The 20,419-nt window shown below is 58.9% G+C and carries 18 protein-coding genes and 3 tRNA genes; 20 read left to right on the forward strand and 1 reads right to left on the reverse strand.

The window, feature by feature from the left end; translation table 11 throughout:
• The first annotated feature begins 56 nt into the window (after positions 1 to 56).
• The 17 genes from rlmE (at position 57) to HFK74_RS16275 (ending at position 16,042) form a co-directional block, all read left to right on the forward strand.
• Positions 57 to 686, forward strand: a complete 630-nt coding sequence (rlmE, locus tag HFK74_RS16195) for a 23S rRNA (uridine(2552)-2'-O)-methyltransferase RlmE (protein ID WP_008057410.1) — start codon at positions 57 to 59, stop codon at positions 684 to 686.
• Positions 687 to 886: 200 nt separating this feature from the next.
• Positions 887 to 2,797 carry an ATP-dependent zinc metalloprotease FtsH gene (gene ftsH, locus HFK74_RS16200; RefSeq protein WP_046820620.1) on the forward strand — a complete coding sequence of 637 codons (1,911 nt, stop codon included), beginning with the start codon at positions 887 to 889 and terminating at the stop codon, positions 2,795 to 2,797.
• Positions 2,798 to 2,805: 8 nt separating this feature from the next.
• On the forward strand, positions 2,806 to 3,657 hold the full coding sequence (folP, locus tag HFK74_RS16205) for a dihydropteroate synthase (protein ID WP_180204380.1): 852 nt from the start codon (positions 2,806 to 2,808) through the stop codon (positions 3,655 to 3,657).
• A 15-nt stretch (positions 3,658 to 3,672) separates the two neighbouring features.
• Complete coding sequence (gene glmM, locus HFK74_RS16210) at positions 3,673 to 5,010, forward strand: phosphoglucosamine mutase (protein ID WP_180204381.1); 1,338 nt, start codon at positions 3,673 to 3,675, stop codon at positions 5,008 to 5,010.
• A 66-nt stretch (positions 5,011 to 5,076) separates the two neighbouring features.
• Complete coding sequence (gene tpiA, locus HFK74_RS16215) at positions 5,077 to 5,832, forward strand: triose-phosphate isomerase (RefSeq protein ID WP_180204382.1); 756 nt, start codon at positions 5,077 to 5,079, stop codon at positions 5,830 to 5,832.
• Between the two features lie 4 nt (positions 5,833 to 5,836).
• The gene (secG, locus tag HFK74_RS16220; protein WP_017336473.1) at positions 5,837 to 6,220 is read left to right on the forward strand and encodes a preprotein translocase subunit SecG; all 384 of its coding nucleotides are present in this window, start codon (positions 5,837 to 5,839) and stop codon (positions 6,218 to 6,220) included.
• Positions 6,221 to 6,242: 22 nt separating this feature from the next.
• A tRNA-Leu gene (locus HFK74_RS16225) sits at positions 6,243 to 6,328 on the forward strand.
• Between the two features lie 97 nt (positions 6,329 to 6,425).
• Positions 6,426 to 6,502, forward strand: a tRNA-Met gene (locus HFK74_RS16230).
• A 138-nt stretch (positions 6,503 to 6,640) separates the two neighbouring features.
• A complete protein-coding gene (gene rimP, locus HFK74_RS16235; protein WP_007915250.1) occupies positions 6,641 to 7,099 on the forward strand; it encodes a ribosome maturation factor RimP in 459 nt (152 codons plus the stop codon).
• Between the two features lie 59 nt (positions 7,100 to 7,158).
• A complete protein-coding gene (nusA, locus tag HFK74_RS16240; protein ID WP_047537517.1) occupies positions 7,159 to 8,640 on the forward strand; it encodes a transcription termination factor NusA in 1,482 nt (493 codons plus the stop codon).
• Between the two features lie 27 nt (positions 8,641 to 8,667).
• Positions 8,668 to 11,193 carry a translation initiation factor IF-2 gene (infB, locus tag HFK74_RS16245; RefSeq protein WP_180204383.1) on the forward strand — a complete coding sequence of 842 codons (2,526 nt, stop codon included), beginning with the start codon at positions 8,668 to 8,670 and terminating at the stop codon, positions 11,191 to 11,193.
• A gap of 159 nt (positions 11,194 to 11,352) precedes the next feature.
• Complete coding sequence (rbfA, locus tag HFK74_RS16250) at positions 11,353 to 11,754, forward strand: 30S ribosome-binding factor RbfA (protein WP_008057429.1); 402 nt, start codon at positions 11,353 to 11,355, stop codon at positions 11,752 to 11,754.
• A gap of 3 nt (positions 11,755 to 11,757) precedes the next feature.
• Positions 11,758 to 12,675, forward strand: a complete 918-nt coding sequence (truB, locus tag HFK74_RS16255) for a tRNA pseudouridine(55) synthase TruB (protein ID WP_180204384.1) — start codon at positions 11,758 to 11,760, stop codon at positions 12,673 to 12,675.
• A gap of 115 nt (positions 12,676 to 12,790) precedes the next feature.
• Positions 12,791 to 13,060, forward strand: coding sequence for a 30S ribosomal protein S15 (rpsO, locus tag HFK74_RS16260; RefSeq protein ID WP_011332409.1), 270 nt, complete (start codon positions 12,791 to 12,793; stop codon positions 13,058 to 13,060).
• 209 nt (positions 13,061 to 13,269) lie between these two features.
• A complete protein-coding gene (gene pnp, locus HFK74_RS16265; protein WP_180204385.1) occupies positions 13,270 to 15,375 on the forward strand; it encodes a polyribonucleotide nucleotidyltransferase in 2,106 nt (701 codons plus the stop codon).
• A gap of 151 nt (positions 15,376 to 15,526) precedes the next feature.
• Positions 15,527 to 15,602 (forward strand) — tRNA-Thr (locus HFK74_RS16270).
• A 134-nt stretch (positions 15,603 to 15,736) separates the two neighbouring features.
• Complete coding sequence (locus tag HFK74_RS16275; protein WP_180204386.1) at positions 15,737 to 16,042, forward strand: DUF6388 family protein; 306 nt, start codon at positions 15,737 to 15,739, stop codon at positions 16,040 to 16,042.
• An 87-nt stretch (positions 16,043 to 16,129) separates the two neighbouring features.
• On the opposite strand, the gene nadC is transcribed toward HFK74_RS16275, so the two are convergent.
• A complete protein-coding gene (gene nadC, locus HFK74_RS16280) occupies positions 16,130 to 16,978 on the reverse strand; it encodes a carboxylating nicotinate-nucleotide diphosphorylase (protein WP_180204387.1) in 849 nt (282 codons plus the stop codon).
• Positions 16,979 to 17,221: 243 nt separating this feature from the next.
• Between nadC and HFK74_RS16285 the strand changes: the two genes are divergently transcribed.
• From HFK74_RS16285 to ampE, 3 genes are all read left to right on the forward strand, one after another.
• Positions 17,222 to 18,571, forward strand: a complete 1,350-nt coding sequence (locus HFK74_RS16285) for a DUF1631 family protein (RefSeq protein WP_180204388.1) — start codon at positions 17,222 to 17,224, stop codon at positions 18,569 to 18,571.
• A gap of 63 nt (positions 18,572 to 18,634) precedes the next feature.
• Positions 18,635 to 19,195 carry a 1,6-anhydro-N-acetylmuramyl-L-alanine amidase AmpD gene (gene ampD / locus HFK74_RS16290; RefSeq protein ID WP_180204409.1) on the forward strand — a complete coding sequence of 187 codons (561 nt, stop codon included), beginning with the start codon at positions 18,635 to 18,637 and terminating at the stop codon, positions 19,193 to 19,195.
• Positions 19,192 to 20,028, forward strand: a complete 837-nt coding sequence (gene ampE / locus HFK74_RS16295; RefSeq protein WP_180204389.1) for a regulatory signaling modulator protein AmpE — start codon at positions 19,192 to 19,194, stop codon at positions 20,026 to 20,028. Before ampD ends, ampE begins: the two co-directional genes overlap by 4 nt.
• Positions 20,029 to 20,419: the final 391 nt, after the last annotated feature.

The raw sequence follows: 20,419 nt of genomic DNA on the forward strand, positions 1-20,419 counted from the left end.
CCCGAGGGTTCGTGGATCCGCCCAACTAATCACGACCCTTATCATCGAGGTGCCCAATGGCGCGTTCCAAGACAAGCCTTGGTTGGCTGAAAAGACATGTCAATGATCCCTATGTGAAGCAGGCGCAGAAGGATGGCTACCGCTCGCGTGCGAGTTACAAGCTTCTGGAGGTCCAGGAGAAATACAAGCTGATCCGTCCGGGTATGACGGTTGTCGACCTGGGGGCGGCGCCTGGTGGCTGGTCGCAGGTCACTAGCCGGCTGATCGGTGGGCAGGGGCGCCTGATCGCCTCCGACATCCTGGAAATGGACAGCATTCCGGACGTGACTTTCATCCAGGGAGACTTCACCCAGGACGAAGTGCTCGCTCAGATCCTGGACGCCGTGGGTAATTCGCCGGTGGACCTTGTGATTTCCGATATGGCCCCCAATATGAGTGGTACGCCTGCCGTAGATATGCCCAAAGCCATGTTTCTTTGCGAGCTGGCGCTTGATCTGGCGGCCCGGATACTCAAGCCGGGTGGTAATTTCGTGATCAAGGTTTTTCAGGGTGAAGGGTTTGATGCTTACGTGAAGGACGCTCGTCAGAAATTCGACAAGGTCCAGATGATCAAGCCGGACTCTTCCCGTGGCAGTTCCCGCGAGCAGTACATGCTGGCTTGGGGCTACCGCGGCCGGAGTGAATAAGACGGTTTTTTTGCGGGGCGATAGGAATTTCGTATTTCGCCCTGTGGGAAATTGCGAATATTGTGTAGGAAGTGTTTCACAAAGGGTTACAGACGGCGCCTGCCAGAGTTGTAGGTAATGTAGTAAGTTAGGCCGGTGAATATCATGCGAAGCGCGCGCCAACAGCGGCGCTTGCTTCAGAGGGTAGTTAATTGAACGATATGGCAAAGAATCTGATCCTGTGGTTGATCATCGCGGCTGTCCTGGTGACAGTGATGAACAACTTCTCCAGCCCTAACGAGCCGCAGACCCTCAACTATTCCGACTTCATCCAGCAGGTCAAGGATGGCAAGGTCGAGCGCGTGGCGGTTGATGGCTACGTGATTACCGGCAAGCGCAACGATGGCGACAGCTTCAAGACCATTCGTCCGGCGATCCAGGACAATGGCCTGATCGGTGACCTGGTGGACAACCACGTCGTGGTCGAAGGCAAGCAGCCTGAACAGCAAAGTATCTGGACCCAGCTCCTGGTCGCGAGCTTCCCGATCCTGGTGATCATCGCCGTGTTCATGTTCTTCATGAGGCAGATGCAGGGTGGTGCCGGTGGTAAGGGCGGGCCGATGAGCTTTGGCAAGAGCAAGGCGCGCCTGCTCTCCGAAGATCAGGTGAAAACCACCCTGGCAGACGTTGCCGGTTGCGACGAAGCCAAGGAAGAAGTCGGTGAGCTGGTCGAGTTCCTGCGTGATCCGGGCAAGTTCCAGCGCCTGGGCGGCCGCATTCCTCGCGGCGTGCTGATGGTCGGTCCTCCGGGTACCGGTAAAACCCTGTTGGCCAAGGCGATTGCCGGCGAAGCCAAGGTGCCTTTCTTCACCATTTCCGGTTCCGATTTCGTCGAGATGTTCGTCGGTGTCGGTGCTAGCCGTGTTCGCGATATGTTCGAACAGGCCAAGAAACACGCGCCATGCATCATCTTCATCGATGAAATCGACGCCGTCGGTCGCCACCGTGGTGCCGGCATGGGCGGTGGTCACGACGAGCGCGAGCAGACTCTCAACCAGTTGCTGGTGGAGATGGACGGTTTCGAAATGAACGACGGCATCATCGTGATTGCCGCGACCAACCGTCCTGACGTGCTGGACCCTGCGCTGCTGCGTCCAGGCCGTTTCGACCGTCAGGTCGTGGTCGGTCTGCCGGACATCCGTGGCCGCGAACAGATTCTCAAGGTCCACATGCGCAAAGTGCCAATGGGTGACGACGTCGCTCCGGCGGTGATCGCTCGTGGTACACCTGGTTTCTCCGGTGCCGACCTGGCCAACCTGGTCAACGAGGCGTCGTTGTTCGCTGCCCGTGCCGGCAAGCGCATTGTCGAAATGAAAGAGTTCGAACTGGCCAAGGACAAGATCATGATGGGCGCCGAGCGCAAATCCATGGTCATGTCCGAGAAAGAAAAGCAGAACACCGCTTATCACGAAGCTGGACACGCCATTGTCGGCCGCGTCGTACCTGAGCATGATCCGGTGTACAAGGTCTCGATCATCCCGCGCGGTCGTGCGCTGGGCGTGACCATGTTCCTGCCGGAAGAAGATCGCTACAGCCTGTCCAAGCGCGCGCTGATCAGCCAGATCTGCTCGCTCTATGGTGGCCGTATCGCTGAGGAAATGACCCTGGGCTTCGATGGCGTCACCACCGGTGCGTCCAACGACATCATGCGTGCCAGCCAGATTGCACGGAACATGGTGACCAAGTGGGGCCTTTCCGAAAAACTCGGTCCGCTGATGTACGCCGAAGAGGAAGGTGAAGTGTTCCTTGGTCGCGGCGGCGGTGGCCAGAATGCAAGTTTCTCCGGTGAGACAGCCAAGCTGATCGACTCCGAAGTGCGCAGCATCATCGACCAGTGCTACGGCACCGCCAAGCAGATCCTCACGGACAACCGTGACAAGCTCGACGCCATGGCCGATGCCCTGATGAAGTATGAAACCATCGATGCCGAGCAGATCGACGACATCATGGCTGGACGCACACCTCGGGAGCCTCGCGACTGGTCGGGTGGCACGGGTACGTCCGGTACGCCTCCAGCGGTGCAGGGTGAGCGTCCAGAAACACCTATCGGCGGTCCCGCTGCTGACGTTTAAGGTTTGAAATGACTTTTGTTCAGTCCTCGACCCGGTTGCCTTGCGGCAACCGGGTTCTTGATTTGGCCCAGACGCATGTCATGGGCATTCTCAATGTCACTCCCGACTCTTTCTCTGATGGTGGCAAATTCAGCCAGCTGGATGCGGCGTTGCGCCATGCGCAAGCCATGGTCGAGGCTGGCGCCACATTGATCGATGTTGGCGGCGAGTCCACTCGCCCGGGTGCCAGGGCGGTTTCACCGCTCGAAGAGCTTGAGCGCGTGGCGCCGATCGTCGAGCGGATTCACCGTGAGCTGGATGTGATCATCTCGGTTGATACCTCCACGCCCGCAGTCATGCGCGAAACCGCGCGGCTGGGTGCGGGGTTGATCAACGACGTGCGCTCGTTGCGCCGCGAGGGTGCACTGGATGCGGCGGCGGCTACTGGCTTGCCCGTTTGCCTGATGCATATGCTCGGTGAGCCGGGTGACATGCAGGACAACCCGCACTATCAGGACATCACCCAAGAGGTGGGCGAGTTTCTTGCCGAGCGCATGGCTCAGTGTGCAACGGTGGGGATTACGGCTGACCGGATCATTCTTGATCCGGGTTTTGGCTTCGCAAAAAACCTGCAGCACAATCTAAGCTTGTTCAAGCATATGGAGGCCTTGCATGCCTTGGGGCGCCCGTTGCTGGTTGGGGTGTCGCGAAAGAGCATGATCGGCCAGGCGTTGAGTCGCCCCGTAGGGGAGCGCCTGTATGGCGGCCTTGCCCTCGCGGCGCTGGCATCGCACAAGGGCGCGCGTATATTGCGTGTCCATGACGTAGCTGAGACAGTTGATGTGGTGAAAATGATCGCCGCAGTGGAATCAGCCGAATAAGAATATGGAGTACTTATGACGAAAAAATATTTTGGCACCGACGGCATTCGCGGTCGGGTCGGCGTGTATCCGATCACTCCTGACTTCATGCTCAAGCTGGGCTGGGCCGCCGGCATGGCGTTCCGCAAGATGGGCGCATGCAAGGTGCTGGTCGGCAAGGACACGCGGATTTCCGGCTACATGTTCGAATCGGCACTCGAGGCCGGGCTGACGTCGGCGGGCGCCGATGTGATGCTCTTGGGCCCGATGCCGACGCCGGCCATCGCCTACCTGACGCGTACCTTTCATGCTGAAGCCGGCATCGTGATCAGTGCTTCGCACAATCCCCATGACGACAATGGCATCAAGTTTTTCTCCGGGAAGGGTACCAAGCTTCCCGATGAAATCGAGCACATGATCGAAGAGCTGCTCGACACCCCGATGACTGTGGTTGAGTCGAGCAAGATCGGCAAGGTCTCGCGAATCAACGATGCCTCTGGTCGCTATATCGAATTCTGCAAGAGCAGCGTGCCGACCGGCACCAGCTTTAACGGTCTGAAAATCGTCATCGATTGTGCCCACGGTGCCACGTACAAGGTAGCGCCAAGCGTATTCCGCGAGTTGGGTGCCGAGGTCGTGGTCCTGTCCGCGCATCCCAATGGCCTGAACATCAACGACAACTGCGGTTCGACCCACATGGGCCAGTTGCAGGCTGCCGTGTTGGCCGAGCAGGCGGACTTGGGTATCGCGTTCGACGGTGACGGCGATCGGGTACTGATGGTTGATCACACCGGTGCCATCGTCGATGGCGACGAGCTGCTGTTCATCATCGCTCGCGATCTGCATGAGCAAGGCAAGCTGCAAGGCGGAGTGGTCGGTACATTGATGAGTAACCTGGGGCTGGAGCTCGCCCTGGCGGACCTGGCGATCCCCTTTGTGCGCGCCAACGTCGGTGACCGTTATGTGATCGCTGATCTGCTGGAGCGCAACTGGCTGGTGGGCGGCGAGAACTCGGGGCACATCGTGTGCTTCAATCACACCACCACCGGCGACGCGATCATCGCCGCGCTGCAGGTGCTGATGGCGCTGCAGACTCGCTCGCAGGGCCTGGCAGAGGCGCGTCAGGCGTTGCGCAAGTGTCCTCAGGTATTGATCAATGTGCGTTTCGGTGGCGGTGCAAACCCGCTCGAGCATGCATCAGTCAAGGAGGCCAGCGAGCGTGTCACCCAGGCCATGGCGGGTCGCGGGCGCGTGCTGTTGCGCAAGTCCGGGACGGAGCCGCTGGTGCGTGTAATGGTCGAAGGCGAAGACGAAAAGCAGGTTCGCGCCTACGCCGAAGAGCTGGCAAAACTGGTTACTGAAGTTTCTGCCTGAATTCGGCTTGCCAGCCTCGATTGTGTTGGGTAACATCTGCGCCCACTTTGACCGACGAGGTACAGCATGCGTCGCCCTATGGTAGCTGGTAACTGGAAGATGCACGGTACCCGCGCCAGCGTCGCTGAGCTGATCAACGGCCTACGTGACTTGGCCTTGCCGAGCGGTGTTGAAGTAGCGGTATTCCCGCCTTTGTTGCATATCAGCCAGGTGGTTGATGGCTTGAAAGGAAAGCCGGTTTCGATCGGCGCGCAGAATTCTGCGGTGGAAGCCGGACAAGGCGCACTGACCGGTGAGGTCTCGCCAAGTCAGTTGGTGGATGCAGGTTGTTCCCTGGTGCTTGTCGGGCACTCCGAGCGCCGCCAGTTAATGGGCGAGCAGGACGAAGTGCTGGTTCGCAAGTTTGCAGCGGCTCAGGCAAGTGGCCTGGTTCCGGTGTTGTGCATAGGGGAAACCCTGGAGCAGCGTGAAGCCGGGAAGACCCTTGAGGTCGTTTCGCAGCAGCTGGGTAGCATCATCGAAGAGCTGGGCGTCGATGTGTTTGCAAAGGCAGTAATCGCTTACGAGCCGGTCTGGGCCATTGGCACCGGGCTGACTGCTTCACCGCAACAGGCGCAGGATGTGCACGCAGCCATTCGCGCACAGTTGGCGGCAGAGAATTCTGAAGTCGCACAAGGTGTGCGGCTTCTATACGGCGGCAGCGTGAAGGCGGCCAATGCGGTCGAACTGTTCGGCATGCCGGATATCGATGGGGGCCTCATTGGTGGGGCTTCCCTGAATGCAGATGAGTTCGGTGCGATTTGTCGCGCCGCGGGAAACTGAAAAAATGCTGGAAACAGTCGTAGTCGTTTTTCATCTGCTGGGTGCATTGGGCGTAGTAGCTCTGGTTTTGCTGCAGCAGGGTAAAGGTGCGGACGCTGGCGCGTCTTTCGGAGCAGGTGCTTCAAATACTGTGTTCGGAAGCCAAGGTTCCTCTACCTTTCTTAGTAAGTTTACTGCTATACTTGCCGCAGGTTTCTTCATAACCAGCTTAGGGTTAGGTTACTTTGCTAAAGAGAAAGCTCACCAGCTGACTCAAGTAGGTTTGCCAAACCCGGCAGTGTTGGAAGTTCCAAAGCAACAACCGGCTTCTGATGATGTCCCGGTGCTTCAAGAGCAAAAGTCGGCTACTCCAGCGACTGACGTACCTCCAGCTCAAGAGCAGAAGTAAGAAGGGTTTCAAACGTAGTATTGCCGAGGTGGTGGAATTGGTAGACACGCAACCTTGAGGTGGTTGTGCCCATAGGGTGTAGGGGTTCGAGTCCCCTTCTCGGTACCAATTAGTCAGGAGAGCCCGCTGTTGCGGGCTTTCTTGCAGGTGGAAGGTTACATTGACCCTGTAGGGGATCGGTCGTATACTTCCGCCCCAGCTTTGTCGCGGGGTGGAGCAGTCTGGTAGCTCGTCGGGCTCATAACCCGAAGGTCGTCGGTTCAAATCCGGCCCCCGCAACCAGTTTAAGGAGCCCCTTTTCAGGGGCTTTTTGTTAGCTGGACACTTCCAACGCCGCTGTTCGACGGCGTTTCAAGGATGGGCGCTTCGCCCATTTTTTTATTTTGCACAGCATGCACATACATGCACGAGGGGGTTCAGGTGTCGAGCAAGCTAGAAGAGTTGCAGGCCTTGCTGGCCCCGGTGGTCGTGGCCCTAGGCTATGAATGCTGGGGTATTGAGTTTTCGGCTCAGGGTCGTCACTCGATGTTGCGCGTTTATATTGATAAAGAGGGCGGTGTGCTGGTGGACGATTGTGCCATCGTCAGCCGTCAGATCAGCGGTGTGCTGGATGTTGAAGATCCAATCTCCGTTGAATACACCCTCGAAGTTTCCTCGCCAGGCATGGAACGCCCGCTGTTCACTCTTGAGCAGTTTGCAAAATTTGCCGGTGAACAAGTGAAGATCAAGCTGCGCTCGCCTTTTGAAGGACGACGCAACTTTCAGGGCCTTCTGCGCGGTGTAGAAGAGCAGGACGTCGTGGTGCAGGTAGATGACCATGAGTTCCTGTTGCCGATCGATATGATCGACAAGGCCAACATTATTCCCAGTTTTGACTGAGGCGTGCCAGATACTGCGGATCCCGCGGATCCAATGGCTTGCGAAAGGCGAGGCGTACGATGAGCAAAGAAGTACTGCTGGTTGTTGAGTCGGTATCCAATGAAAAGGGCGTACCGGCTAACGTAATTTTTGAAGCGCTGGAGCTCGCTCTGGCCACGGCTACCAAAAAGCGTTTCGAGGACGAAGTCGATCTGCGTGTGGAAATCAACCGCCACACCGGTGCCTACGAGACTTTCCGTCGCTGGACGGTCGTCGAAGAAGCCGACCTGGACGATCCGGCCATCGAAACCTGGCCGAGCAAGGTTGCTGAAACGCATCCTGGTGCCAAAGTTGGCGATGTCGTCGAAGAGAAGATCGAATCCATCGAATTCGGCCGTATCGCTGCACAGACTGCCAAGCAAGTCATCGTGCAGAAGGTGCGCGAAGCCGAGCGTGCCCAGGTTGTCGACGCATACCGCGAGCGCCTGGGTGAAATCATCTCCGGCACCGTGAAAAAAGTCACCCGCGACAACGTGATCGTTGATCTGGGCAACAACGCCGAGGCGTTGCTGGCCCGTGAAGACATCATTTCTCGCGAAACTTTCCGGGTTGGCGTGCGCTTGCGTGCGCTACTCAAGGAAATCCGCACCGAGAACCGCGGCCCGCAGTTGATCCTGTCGCGTACCGCGCCGGAAATGCTGATCGAGTTGTTCCGCATCGAAGTGCCGGAAATTGCCGAAGGCCTGATCGAAGTGATGGCTGCGTCCCGTGATCCGGGTTCGCGCGCCAAGATCGCCGTACGCTCCAAGGACAAACGCATCGACCCGCAGGGCGCTTGCATCGGTATGCGCGGTTCGCGCGTCCAGGCAGTGTCGGGCGAGTTGGGCGGTGAGCGTGTGGACATCGTCCTGTGGGACGACAACCCGGCTCAGTTCGTGATCAACGCCATGTCCCCGGCCGAGGTTGCGGCAATTATCGTTGACGAAGATGCCCATGCAATGGACATCGCCGTCGGCGCAGACAATCTGGCTCAGGCCATCGGTCGTGGTGGTCAGAACGTGCGTCTGGCCAGCCAGTTGACTGGCTGGACCCTGAACGTGATGACCGAATCGGACATCCAGGCTAAACAGCAAGCAGAAACCGGCGACATCCTGCGCAACTTCATCGACGAGCTGGAAGTCGACGAAGAGCTGGCACAGGTGCTGGTCGATGAAGGCTTCACCAGCCTGGAAGAGATTGCCTACGTACCGTTGGAAGAAATGCTCAACATCGACGGCTTTGACGAAGATATCGTCAACGAGCTTCGCGCTCGTGCCAAGGATCGTTTGTTGACCAAAGCCATCGCTACTGAGGAAAAGCTGGCAGACGCCCATCCGGCCGAAGACCTGCTCTCGCTTGAGGGTATGGACAAGGATTTGGCGATGGAACTGGCGGTGCGCGGCGTAATTACCCGCGAAGACCTGGCCGAGCAGTCTATTGACGACCTGCTCGACATCGACGGCATTGACGATGATCGTGCCGGCAAGTTGATCATGGCCGCCCGAGCCCACTGGTTCGAGTAATTAGGCGCGGCCTGAGGAGAGAAGTGCATGACGCAAGTCACGGTGAAACAACTGGCCGATGAGGTCAAAACACCGGTAGAGCGCCTGTTGCAGCAGATGCGTGAGGCAGGTCTGCCGCACACCGCCGCCGAAGAAAGTGTGACTGACAGTGAGAAGCAATCGTTGCTGACTCACTTGAAAAGCAGCCACAAGGCGAAAGTGGAAGAACCACGCAAGATTACGCTGCAGCGTAAAACCACCAGCACCCTGCGTGTTGCTGGCAGTAAAAGCATCAGCGTTGAAGTACGCAAGAAGAAAGTCTTCGTACAGCGCAGCCCGGAAGAAATCGAAGCCGAGCGCAAGCGTGAACTGGATGAACGTCGCGCAGTAGAAAATGCTGCACGTCAGAAGGCTGAAGAAGAAGCCAAGCGTCGCGCCGAAGAAGAAGCGCGTCGCCAGCCAGCTGCTGCGCCGACCGCCCCAGCCCAACCTGTTGCAGCGCCAGCTGCGGTGGCCGAGCCTGTGCGCGAAAGCGCGCCGGTCGCGGCAGCCGCTCCGGCACCTGCAGCCGATACCCGCAAGCGCGACGAGCAGCGTCGTCCGGACAAGCCACGTGCCGACGACAACAATCGTCGCGGTGGCGGCGATGGCGAGCGCAAAAACGCTCCACATCGCGCTTCGGTCAAGGAAAAGGCGCCAGCGCCACGCGTTGCCCCACGTACTACCGATGAAGAAAGCGATGGCTTCCGTCGTGGTGGTCGCGGCAAGGCCAAGCTGAAGAAGCGCAACGCCCACGGTTTCCAGAGCCCAACCGGCCCTGTCGTGCGCGAAGTGAAGATCGGCGAGACCATCACTGTGGGCGATCTGGCCCAGCAGATGTCGGTCAAGGCTGCTGAAATCATCAAGTTCATGTTCAAACTGGGTACTCCAGCGACCATCAACCAGGTACTGGACCAGGAAACTGCCCAGTTGGTTGCCGAAGAGCTGGGCCACAAAGTGACCCTGGTCAGCGACACCGCCCTGGAAGATTCCCTGGCCGAGTCCCTGAAGTTTGAAGGCGAGGCTGTTTCCCGTGCGCCAGTCGTGACCGTAATGGGCCACGTTGACCACGGTAAGACTTCCCTGCTCGACTACATCCGTCGTGCCAAGGTTGCTGCTGGCGAAGCCGGTGGTATCACCCAGCACATCGGTGCCTACCACGTTGAAACCGACCGTGGCATGGTGACGTTCCTCGACACCCCTGGTCACGCCGCGTTTACCGCAATGCGTGCCCGTGGTGCCAAGGCAACCGACATCGTGATCCTGGTGGTTGCAGCGGACGACGGCGTGATGCCGCAAACCATCGAAGCTGTTCAGCACGCCCAGGCTGCTGGCGTTCCGCTGGTTGTCGCTGTGAACAAGATCGACAAGCCAGGTGCTGACCTCGATCGCATCCGTAGCGAACTGTCGGTACACGGCGTGACGTCGGAAGAGTGGGGTGGTGACACTCCGTTCGTACCGGTTTCGGCGAAGATGGGTACTGGCGTCGACGAATTGCTCGAAGCGGTACTGCTGCAAGCCGAGGTCCTGGAACTGACTGCAACGCCATCGGCTCCTGGCCGTGGTGTGGTGGTTGAATCCCGTCTCGACAAGGGCCGCGGTCCGGTGGCTACCGTTCTGGTTCAAGACGGTACCCTGCGCCAGGGCGACATGGTCCTGGTCGGTTCGAACTATGGCCGCGTTCGTGCCATGCTCGACGAGAACGGCAAGCCAATCAAGGAAGCCGGTCCGGCCATCCCTGTCGAGATCCTCGGCCTGGACGGTACCCCGGACGCTGGCGACGAGATGAGCGTGGTTGCCGACGAGAAGAAAGCCCGTGAAGTGGCTCTGTTCCGTCAAGGCAAGTTCCGCGAAGTCAAACTGGCTCGCGCTCACGCTGGCAAGCTGGAAAACATCTTCGAAAACATGGGTCAGGAAGAGAAGAAGACGCTCAACATCGTCCTCAAATCCGACGTCCGTGGTTCGCTGGAAGCGTTGAACGGTGCCTTGAACGGCCTGGGCAACGACGAAGTGCAAGTGCGCGTGGTCGGTGGCGGTGTCGGTGGTATCACCGAGTCCGACGCCAACCTGGCACTGGCTTCCAACGCTGTACTGTTCGGCTTCAACGTGCGTGCCGATGCCGGCGCTCGCAAGATCGTCGAGCAGGAAGGTCTGGATATGCGTTACTACAACGTGATCTACGACATCATCGAAGACGTCAAGAAAGCCCTGACCGGTATGCTCGGCAGCGATGTTCGCGAGAACATCCTGGGCATCGCCGAAGTGCGTGACGTGTTCCGTTCGCCGAAGTTTGGCGCGATCGCCGGTTGCATGGTGATCGAAGGTGTTGTTCACCGTAACCGTCCAATCCGTGTACTGCGTGAAGACATCGTTATCTTCGAAGGCGAGCTGGAATCCCTGCGCCGCTTCAAGGATGACGCTTCCGAAGTACGTGCCGGCATGGAATGCGGTATCGGCGTGAAGAGCTACAACGACGTCAAGGTCGGTGACAAGATCGAAGTCTTCGAGAAGGTCCAGGTTGCTCGCAGCCTCTAACTCGCGCACTTCAAGAGCCGTGATGGCCAGCCGCATGCAATTGCGCGGCGCATCGCCCGGACTCTAAACGCAACGCCCGGTCTGGCTTTTGTCAGGCCGGGCGTTTGCCGCTTTCAGACCTCACGGGTTTCACCGTGGGGCAGTAACAGGTAACAAGACATGGCAAAAGAATACAGCCGTACCCAACGTATCGGCGATCAGATGCAGCGCGAGCTGGCACAACTGATCCGTCGTGAAGTCAAAGACCCGCGCGTCGGCCTGGTCACCATTACCGCTGTGGAAGTCAGCCGTGACGTCGGTCACGCCAAGATTTTCATCACCGTGATGGGCCAGGACAGCCACGAAGACATCGCGCAAAGCATCAAGGTGCTCAACTCCGCCGCCGGTTTCCTGCGCATGCAGCTGGCTCGCGAGATGAAGCTGCGCAGCGTTCCGCAGTTGCACTTCCACTACGATGAAAGCGTCGTGCGCGGTGCGCATCTGTCGGCCTTGATCGAGCGCGCAGTGGCTGAAGACAACCAGCACTCGGTTGCGGCACAAGCCGAAGACACCAAGGAGTAATCGGTGGCTCAGGTCAAACGTATCCGTCGTAACGTCAGCGGCATCATCCTGCTCGACAAGCCGCTGGGGTTCACCTCCAACGCCGCCTTGCAGAAGGTCCGCTGGTTGCTCAACGCCGAGAAGGCCGGACACACCGGCAGCCTGGATCCGCTGGCCACCGGCGTGTTGCCGCTGTGCTTCGGTGAGGCCACCAAGTTCTCGCAGTACCTGCTCGATTCCGACAAGGGTTACGAAACCCTGGCGCAACTGGGCAAGACCACCACCACGGCGGATGCCGAGGGAGAGGTTTTGCAGGAGCGCCCGGTGACCGTTGGTCGCACCGATATCGAAGCTGTATTGCCGCAATTTCGTGGGCAAATCAGTCAGATACCGCCGATGTACTCGGCTCTCAAGCGTGATGGGCAACCCCTGTACAAGCTGGCCCGTGCAGGTGAAGTAGTGGAGCGCGAACCGCGTTCTGTTACTATTACGCGCTTGGAATTGCTGGCCTTCGAAGGGGATACTGCGCGGCTTGCGGTGGATTGCACCAAAGGCACCTATATTCGCACCCTGGTGGAGGATATCGGTGAGCAACTCGGTTGTGGCGCTTACGTTGCAGAACTGCGACGTACCCAGGCCGGGCCTTTCACCCTGGCGCAGACCGTAACCCTCGAAGAGCTGGAAGCGGTACATGCCGAAGGCGGCAACGAAGCGGTCGACCGCTTCCTGATGCCATCGGACAGCGGCCTGCTGGATTGGCCACTGTTGCAGTTCTCGGAAGCGAGCGCGTTCTACTGGCTCAACGGCCAGCCGGTACGTGCCCCGGATGCCCCGAAGTTCGGCATGGTACGGGTACAGGATCACAATGGTCGCTTCATCGGTATCGGTGAAGTGAGCGAAGACGGGCGCATCGCGCCGCGTCGACTGATTCGGTCAGAATGACCGAACGAGTGTGGCTGTCAGCAGGCACGGTCACTACTCATTTTTAGATACAGGGATTTGTCCCTGGCCTGTTGAAACTGTTTTTGAAACAGTTTCCTGATAAAAGGATTGCCACATGGCTCTCGACGTTCAAGAAAAAGCTCAAATCGTAGCTGACTACCAGCAAGCTGTTGGTGACACTGGTTCGCCAGAAGTGCAAGTTGCACTGCTGACCGCCAACATCAACAAACTGCAAGGTCACTTCAAGGCCAACGGTAAAGACCACCACTCCCGTCGTGGTCTGATCCGCATGGTTAACCAGCGTCGTAAGCTGCTGGACTACCTGAAAGGCAAGGACGTGAGCCGTTACAGCGCTCTGATCGCTCGCCTGGGTCTGCGTCGCTAATAAGCGATTGCGCTAGAGGTTGGTTGTCTGTCGTGCGTCAGCGGGTTTCCGCCGGCGCATGGCAGGCTCCCAGCCTCAAGTTTTATCTGGATACTCGTTTTGCCTGTGTAAGAGCACCCAGGACAACCCGTCGGGCCGATTCCCGGCGTTGCCCAAGAATTTCGCAAGAACCCAGTTTCCCCAAGAGCCACAAAAGAAGGTAGGACACCGTGAACCCGGTAATCAAAAAATTCCAGTTCGGTCAGTCGACCGTTACCCTCGAGACTGGCCGTATCGCCCGTCAGGCCTCCGGCGCAGTATTGGTCACCGTTGACGACGACGTCAGCGTATTGGTGACCGTCGTTGGTGCCAAGCAAGCCGATCCAGGCAAGGGTTTCTTCCCTCTGTCCGTTCACTACCAGGAAAAAACTTACGCTGCCGGTAAGATCCCTGGCGGTTTCTTCAAGCGCGAAGGCCGTCCTTCCGAGAAAGAAACCCTGACTTCCCGACTGATCGACCGTCCGATCCGTCCGCTGTTCCCTGAAGGCTTCATGAACGAAGTGCAGGTTGTCTGCACCGTCGTCTCCACCAGCAAGAAGACCGATCCGGACATCGCTGCGATGATCGGTACCTCGGCTGCCCTGGCCATCTCCGGCATTCCTTTCGATGGCCCGATCGGCGCTGCCCGCGTTGCCTTCCACGAAAGCACCGGCTACCTGCTGAACCCGACTTACGAACAACTGAAAGCTTCGAGCCTGGACATGGTCGTTGCCGGTACTTCGGAAGCCGTTCTGATGGTTGAATCGGAAGCTAAAGAGCTGACCGAAGACCAGATGCTGGGCGCCGTACTGTTCGCCCACGACGAATTCCAGGCTGTTATCAAGGCTGTCACCGAACTGGCTGCCGAAGCTGCCAAGCCGACCTGGACCTGGGCTGCTGCCCCGGAAGCCACCGAACTGCTGGGCGCTATCCGCTCCGAGTTCGGCGCTGCGATCTCCGACGCCTACACCATCACTGTCAAGGCCGACCGTTACGCTCGCCTGGGTGAGCTGAAGGACCAGGTTGTTGCCAAGCTGTCCGGCGAAGAAGGCCAGCCTTCCGCTGCAGAAGTCAAAGCGGCTTTCGGCGAAATCGAATACCGCACCGTTCGCGAAAACATCGTAAACGGCAAGCCACGTATCGACGGTCGCGACACCCGTACCGTACGTCCGCTGAACATCGAAGTCGGCGTTCTGCCGAAGACCCACGGTTCGGCACTGTTCACCCGTGGTGAAACCCAGGCTCTGGTAGTCGCGACTCTGGGTACCGCCCGTGACGCACAGCTGCTGGACACCCTGGAAGGCGAGAAAAAAGACCCGTTCATGCTGCACTACAACTTCCCTCCGTTCTCGGTAGGCGAGTGTGGTCGCATGGGTGGCGCTGGTCGTCGCGAAATCGGTCACGGCCGTCTGGCCCGTCGTTCGGTTCAGGCCATGCTGCCAGCCGCTGACGTGTTCCCGTACACCATCCGTGTTGTATCGGAAATCACCGAATCCAACGGTTCGAGCTCCATGGCTTCCGTTTGCGGTGCTTCCCTGGCCCTGATGGACGCTGGCGTCCCAATGAAGGCTCCGGTTGCCGGTATCGCCATGGGTCTGGTTAAAGAAGGCGAGAAGTTCGCCGTCCTGACCGACATCCTGGGCGACGAAGACCACCTGGGCGACATGGACTTCAAGGTAGCCGGTACCGCCAAGGGTGTGACCGCGCTGCAGATGGACATCAAGATCAAGGGCATCACCGAAGAGATCATGGAAATCGCCCTGGGCCAAGCCCTGGAAGCGCGCCTGAACATCCTCGGCCAGATGAACCAGATCATTGGCCAGTCGCGTACCGAACTGTCGGAAAACGCTCCGACCATGATCGCGATGAAAATCGACACCGACAAAATCCGTGATGTCATCGGTAAAGGCGGCGCGACCATTCGTGCGATCTGTGAAGAGACCAAGGCTTCGATCGACATCGAAGACGACGGCTCGATCAAGATCTTCGGCGAAACCAAGGAAGCTGCAGAAGCTGCGCGTCAGCGCGTTCTGGGCATCACCGCTGAAGCCGAAATCGGCAAGATCTACGTGGGTAAAGTTGAGCGCATCGTCGACTTCGGCGCATTCGTCAACATCCTGCCTGGCAAGGACGGCCTGGTTCACATCTCCATGCTGAGCGATGCTCGCGTCGAGAAAGTGACCGACATCCTGAAAGAAGGTCAGGAAGTGGAAGTGCTGGTACTGGACGTGGACAACCGCGGCCGTATCAAGCTGTCCATCAAGGACGTAGCAGCAGCCAAGACCTCGGGCGTTTAATCACCCCCGCGCCTGATCGATGCCCCGCCGTGAAAACGGCGGGGCATTTTTTTGTGTGCGCAAACGTCAAACGATCGCAGGCCGTAATCTTTTGATTTTAACGGTGTTCGAAGTTGCCTGACCCCATGGTCAGTGCTAGGTTTAGCCCACTGCCCGTGTAGCTCAGTCGGTAGAGCAGCGCACTCGTAACGCGAAGGTCGCAGGTTCGATTCCTGTCTCGGGCACCAGCGACACGTTGTTTTCAGATGATCCCGAATGGTTCTGAAGGCCAGAAAAGCCGGGCTTCACGCGGTTTTTTTGCGTCAGAGAGATCCTTGATGATCCAGATCCATCTTCCATTCCCCAGATCAACGAGAACGCCATGACCGTTAAAGAACTGTCTCAAGAAGCCAGACACGAAGAAGCCCTCAGGAAGTACGTGCTGGACGTGCCCCATTTGCTGGAAGAGATCAAGGACTTGCCACCCGAAGATCAGAAGGACCAGATCCAGTGGGCGTTCGAGGATGAAGCCGAAGCCCAGGGCCTGCAGCCGTGGGAACTGACGCTCAAGTACACCTCGACCCCGGAAGAATACGAGGCCAAGCGCCTGGAGCTGCACAGGGAAGCAGCCGAGGTGCTGGGTGTCGAGTGGGAAGAGTACTGCGAGATGAACAATCTGGTGGTCTGATAAAAACGCTCCTGTAGGAGCCCGGCTTGCCGGCGATTGCGTCCTTCAGATCGCCATCGCCGGCAAGCCGGGCTCCTACAGGCGTGATCAGAGACTCAAACGCATCGACAGATCGACAGCCTTCACATCCTTGGTCATCGCACCAATCGAAATGTAATCCACCCCGGTTTCTGCGATCGGCAGCAACGTGCTTTCGTTGATCCCGCCGCTGGCCTCCAGCTTTGCCTTGCCGTTGTTCAAGCGAACGGCTTCGCGCATGTCATCCAGGCTCAGTTCGTCCAGCATGATGATGTCGGCGCCTGCCTCCAGGGCTTCCTTGAGCTCATCCAGGCTTTCCACTTCGATCTCCACCGGCTTGCCAGGCGCAATCTTGTGTGCGGCGGCGATGGCCTGCGGAATGCCTCCGCTGGCGGCGATATGGTTTTCCTTGATCAGGAAGGCGTCATACAGGCCGATGCGGTGGTTGTGGCAACCGCCGCAGGTTACGGCGTACTTCTGCGCCAGGCGCAGCCCCGGCAGGGTCTTGCGGGTGTCGAGCAGTTTCACCTGGGTTTGTGCAACGAAGTCTGCCAGTTGCTGCGCGCGAGTGGCGACACCGGAGAGCATTTGCAGGAAGTTCAGCGCGCTACGTTCGCCCGTCAGCAGCGAGCGGGCCGGCCCTTCGAGGTGGAACAACACCTGGTTGGGCTTGACCCGTTCGCCATCGGCGACCTGCCAATGCACCGCAACCCGTGGGTCCAGCTGGCGAAACACGTTATCCACCCATGCTGTGCCACAGATGATGGCAGCGTCGCGGGTGATGATGGTGGCTTTGGCCAGGCGTTCGGCCGGGATCAGCTGTGCGGTGATGTCGCCGCTGCCGATGTCTTCGCGCAACGCGCGGCGCACGTTGGCTTCGATTTCGGCGTTCAAGTCGGCGAGACGTAGATTCGGCATAAGGCACTCCACAAACAAAGTGCCCCGATTATAGGGCCATGCTACTGGGCAACCCAAGGCGTCAGCACAGATCCCGCTGTTCTGAAGACTGCATTTGGTCGATTGCGTGTGTGATCGACATCTCGCCGGCGCCTCCTTTTCCTGCGCAGAGCGTGCCGGGGTGGCGCAAGGGGTCTCTTTACCCGATAATCCGCCTTGGATTTGACGTCATGGCTTTGACGGCAGCTAATTTCAGGAGGCTGGATGCACAACGACGGGAATGCAGTGCCTTTGCGCAGGGTCGCCAGCGACCAGGCGACGCAACCGCCACTCGCCCGCTTGCCTGTCATTGTGCTGCAGGTTCGCGACAAGGCTGTTCAACAGCTCAGGCAGGGCTTGCAGGCGCTGTTCGATAATGCCGACGATACCCTCTTCGAAATGGCCGACCGGGCACTCGATGATGCCGAGCAGAACCTTTTCTTTGAAGCGATGCGCGACTTGCGCTTGAAGCGCAAAAGTATCGAGCGGTTGTTTTTCGAGCAGTTGTTCAAGGCGTTCATCAACCTTGGCCAATGCGACCTCGCTTACCGTGTCCTGCCTCGCTCATTGTCGGCCGATGCCAGCGCGGCGCCGCTGGATGACGAGCCTGAACGCAACCTGGCCGTTCAAGCGATGGTCAACAAGGCGCTCTACCGCGACGGCTTCGCCCTCGACCAACTCACCGCCCGCCTCAGTACGTTGTTGGGCAGGACGCTGATCGAGCAGCACAATCCCCTGGGGCCAACGGTGCTTTGCAAGTGCTTCCTGGCGGCCGCGCGCCACCTGGGCGTGGACATCAAGGTCAAGCTGATTATCCTCAAGCTGTTTGATCGCTATGTGCTCAGTGACGCTGGCCAGCTTTACGCCCAGGCCAACCAACTGCTGATTGCCACTGGCGTGCTGCCCGGCCTCGCGCCTGCCCCGACAAGCGGCACGATGGATAACAAGACAGGTGCTGCGCTTGCCATGCCAGAAGGTGCGCAAGCTGATGCGCTCCCCTCTGACGAACGCCGTTGCAGCGAACTGCTGGAGCAGCGGATTCGTGATGCCGAAGAAGGTCGCGCCCAGACTGCTTTGGCCTGCCAGCGAGTCGAGCAGGCGTTGAATCAGGCGCTGCTGGGCAAGACATTGCCGCAAAGTGTACTGGCGTTCGTGCACGATGCCTGGAGCAAGGTGTTGCTACTGACCTGCCTCAAGCACGGCCATCTGTCACTGCAGTGGCAGGCTGAAGTGCGAACCATGGAGCAATTGATCTGGAGCGTACGGCGTCATGACCAGCCCGATGCTCGTGAGCATCTGTTGACGCTGGTTCCGGGGTTGCTCAAGTCATTGCGCGAGGGTCTGGGCAGTTCAGCGTTCGATCCGTTTGCCGCCAGCGCGTTTTTCAGCGAGCTGGAGCGCTTGCATGTTCAATCGTTCGAGCATCCGGGGCATTCGCGAGCCGATGCGACGGTGCTGGTCAAGGTGCTGGAGCCATTCATTCTGCCTGTGGCTGAGGAAGGTCCGGCCGATACTGCCCGCGTCCCCCTGGCGTCTGTGATGGGCAAACTGCAGTACATCAATCGCGTCAAGTGATCGCTCCCGGTGGGCTATCGCGGCATACTGGGCGCTAACACAGTCGTCGTTGAAGGAACCTGTATGCAGCTGGACCCCGCGAGCGGTTGGTGCAATGGCGTGCATTTATGCCCCTCGCCCAACTTCAATGCGCGCCCCGAGGGCGAAATTTCCCTGTTGGTTATCCACAACATCAGCTTGCCGCCAGCGCAGTTCAAGACTGGCAAGGTGCAGGAGTTTTTCCAGAACCGCCTGGATGTCACCGAGCATCCCTACTTTGAAGGGATCGCCGACCTGCGGGTGTCTGCGCATTTTCTGATCGAGCGCGATGGCACCGTGACTCAGTTTGTCTCTTGCCTTGAGCGCGCCTGGCATGCGGGCGTTTCGAGTTTTGAAGGGCGGGAAACCTGTAACGATTTTTCCGTAGGCATCGAACTCGAAGGCACGGATGATCTGCCATTCGACGATGCGCAATATCGAGCGTTGACGACCCTGACCCGGCAGTTGCAATCGGCGTTTCCAGCCATCACTACGCAACGCATCTGCGGGCACAGCGATATCGCCCCTGGGCGCAAGACCGATCCGGGACCCGCGTTCGACTGGGCACGCTATCGCGCAGCCTTGGCACAAGAGGAAGGAAAATGAGTTTTCTGGTGTTGCTGTTGGCGGTGTGGATCGAGAAATTTTCGGCCCTGCGCCACCGGGTTCAACACGATGCTGGCTGGGTTCGGGAGCTGAACAAGCTTGAACTCAGCCCGCGTCTGGTGAAGCGTCCATGGCTGGTCCTGGCTGTGCTGGTGTTGTTTCCGGTGGCAGTGCTGGGCTTGCTGCTGGTGGTGCTCGACCCGGTAGCCTACGGTCTATTGGCGCTGCCGGTGCATTTGCTGGTGGTGATCTACAGCCTGGGGCGCGGTGATCTGCTGGGTGGTCTCGGGCCCTTTCGCGATGCCTGGCGCCGCGAAGATTTGCAAGCGGCGGCTCATGTGGCCAAGCGTGATCTGGACATCTGCGCCGACAATGCCGAGCAACTGCTCGAGCGGGTCGAAGGGCACTTGCTGTGGGAGGCCTACCAGAGCTTTTTCGCGATCATTTTCTGGTACTTCCTGCTGGGACCGGTCGCCGCGCTGAGTTATCGATTGCTGGCCCTGGCCGAAGAACACGGGCAAAACCCGGCCGTGGTCGAGCGCGCCGCGCAACTGCGTCATGCATTCGACTGGGTCCCGGTGCGTTTGTTGGCAGCGAGCTTCGCTCTGGTCGGCAACTTTGTCGCGGTCAGCCGGGTGATGTTGCACGAGCTGTTGAACTGGAACATCAGCGCCGCCCAATTGATCGAAAAGGTCGGGCTGGTGGCCGGTGAAATCCCAGCCCCGGTGGTCGGTCCCGAAGGCATCCATAATCTCGACCGTATATGGGAGTTGCTGCTGCGGGCGGCAGTGCTCTGGTATGCGGGTTTTGCGTTGTGGACGGTTTTGCCGTAGGCGCCAGCTTGCCGCCGAATCGGGTTCTGCGGTGTACCTGTCGCACCGCGTCATCGTTCTTCGCCTGTAGGAGCCAGGCTTGCCGGCGAACCAGACGCTGCGGTGTGTCTGCTGCACCGCGTCATCGTTCTTCGCCTGTAGGAGCCAGGCTTGCCGGCGAACCAGGCGCCGCGGTGTATCTGTCGTACCGCGTAATCGTTCTTCGCGGTCAAGTCGGATCGCCGCCCGCTCGCTCCTACAGACGAACCAGACGCTGCGGTGTGCCAGTCATACCGCCCCCCACAGATTGTGCATTCCGTTAACCTTAAGTTACAAAACCCTCCCCTGATTTACGCTATACAGAGCTAGCGCCGAATACTGGCTATCTGGTGTCTCGCTGCGCTCGCCAATA

The sequence above is a fragment of the Pseudomonas sp. SbOxS1 genome, from assembly GCF_013416725.1.
In the GTDB taxonomy this organism is placed as follows: Bacteria; Pseudomonadota; Gammaproteobacteria; order Pseudomonadales; family Pseudomonadaceae; genus Aquipseudomonas.

Bases quoted from the DNA above. Each gene is read 5' to 3' on its own strand.
- secG (WP_017336473.1), top strand. From the start codon at position 5,837: ATGCTGGAAACAGTCGTAGTCGTTTTTCATCTGCTGGGTGCATTGGGC.
- nusA (WP_047537517.1), top strand. From the start codon at position 7,159: ATGAGCAAAGAAGTACTGCTGGTTGTTGAGTCGGTATCCAATGAAAAG.
- nadC (WP_180204387.1), bottom strand. From the start codon at position 16,978: ATGCCGAATCTACGTCTCGCCGACTTGAACGCCGAAATCGAAGCCAAC.
- ampE (WP_180204389.1), top strand. From the start codon at position 19,192: ATGAGTTTTCTGGTGTTGCTGTTGGCGGTGTGGATCGAGAAATTTTCG.
- rpsO (WP_011332409.1), top strand. From the start codon at position 12,791: ATGGCTCTCGACGTTCAAGAAAAAGCTCAAATCGTAGCTGACTACCAG.
- infB (WP_180204383.1), top strand. From the start codon at position 8,668: ATGACGCAAGTCACGGTGAAACAACTGGCCGATGAGGTCAAAACACCG.
- tpiA (WP_180204382.1), top strand. From the start codon at position 5,077: ATGCGTCGCCCTATGGTAGCTGGTAACTGGAAGATGCACGGTACCCGC.
- ampD (WP_180204409.1), top strand. From the start codon at position 18,635: ATGCAGCTGGACCCCGCGAGCGGTTGGTGCAATGGCGTGCATTTATGC.
- HFK74_RS16285 (WP_180204388.1), top strand. From the start codon at position 17,222: ATGCACAACGACGGGAATGCAGTGCCTTTGCGCAGGGTCGCCAGCGAC.
- folP (WP_180204380.1), top strand. From the start codon at position 2,806: ATGACTTTTGTTCAGTCCTCGACCCGGTTGCCTTGCGGCAACCGGGTT.
- rbfA (WP_008057429.1), top strand. From the start codon at position 11,353: ATGGCAAAAGAATACAGCCGTACCCAACGTATCGGCGATCAGATGCAG.
- HFK74_RS16275 (WP_180204386.1), top strand. From the start codon at position 15,737: ATGACCGTTAAAGAACTGTCTCAAGAAGCCAGACACGAAGAAGCCCTC.
- glmM (WP_180204381.1), top strand. From the start codon at position 3,673: ATGACGAAAAAATATTTTGGCACCGACGGCATTCGCGGTCGGGTCGGC.
- rlmE (WP_008057410.1), top strand. From the start codon at position 57: ATGGCGCGTTCCAAGACAAGCCTTGGTTGGCTGAAAAGACATGTCAAT.
- ftsH (WP_046820620.1), top strand. From the start codon at position 887: ATGGCAAAGAATCTGATCCTGTGGTTGATCATCGCGGCTGTCCTGGTG.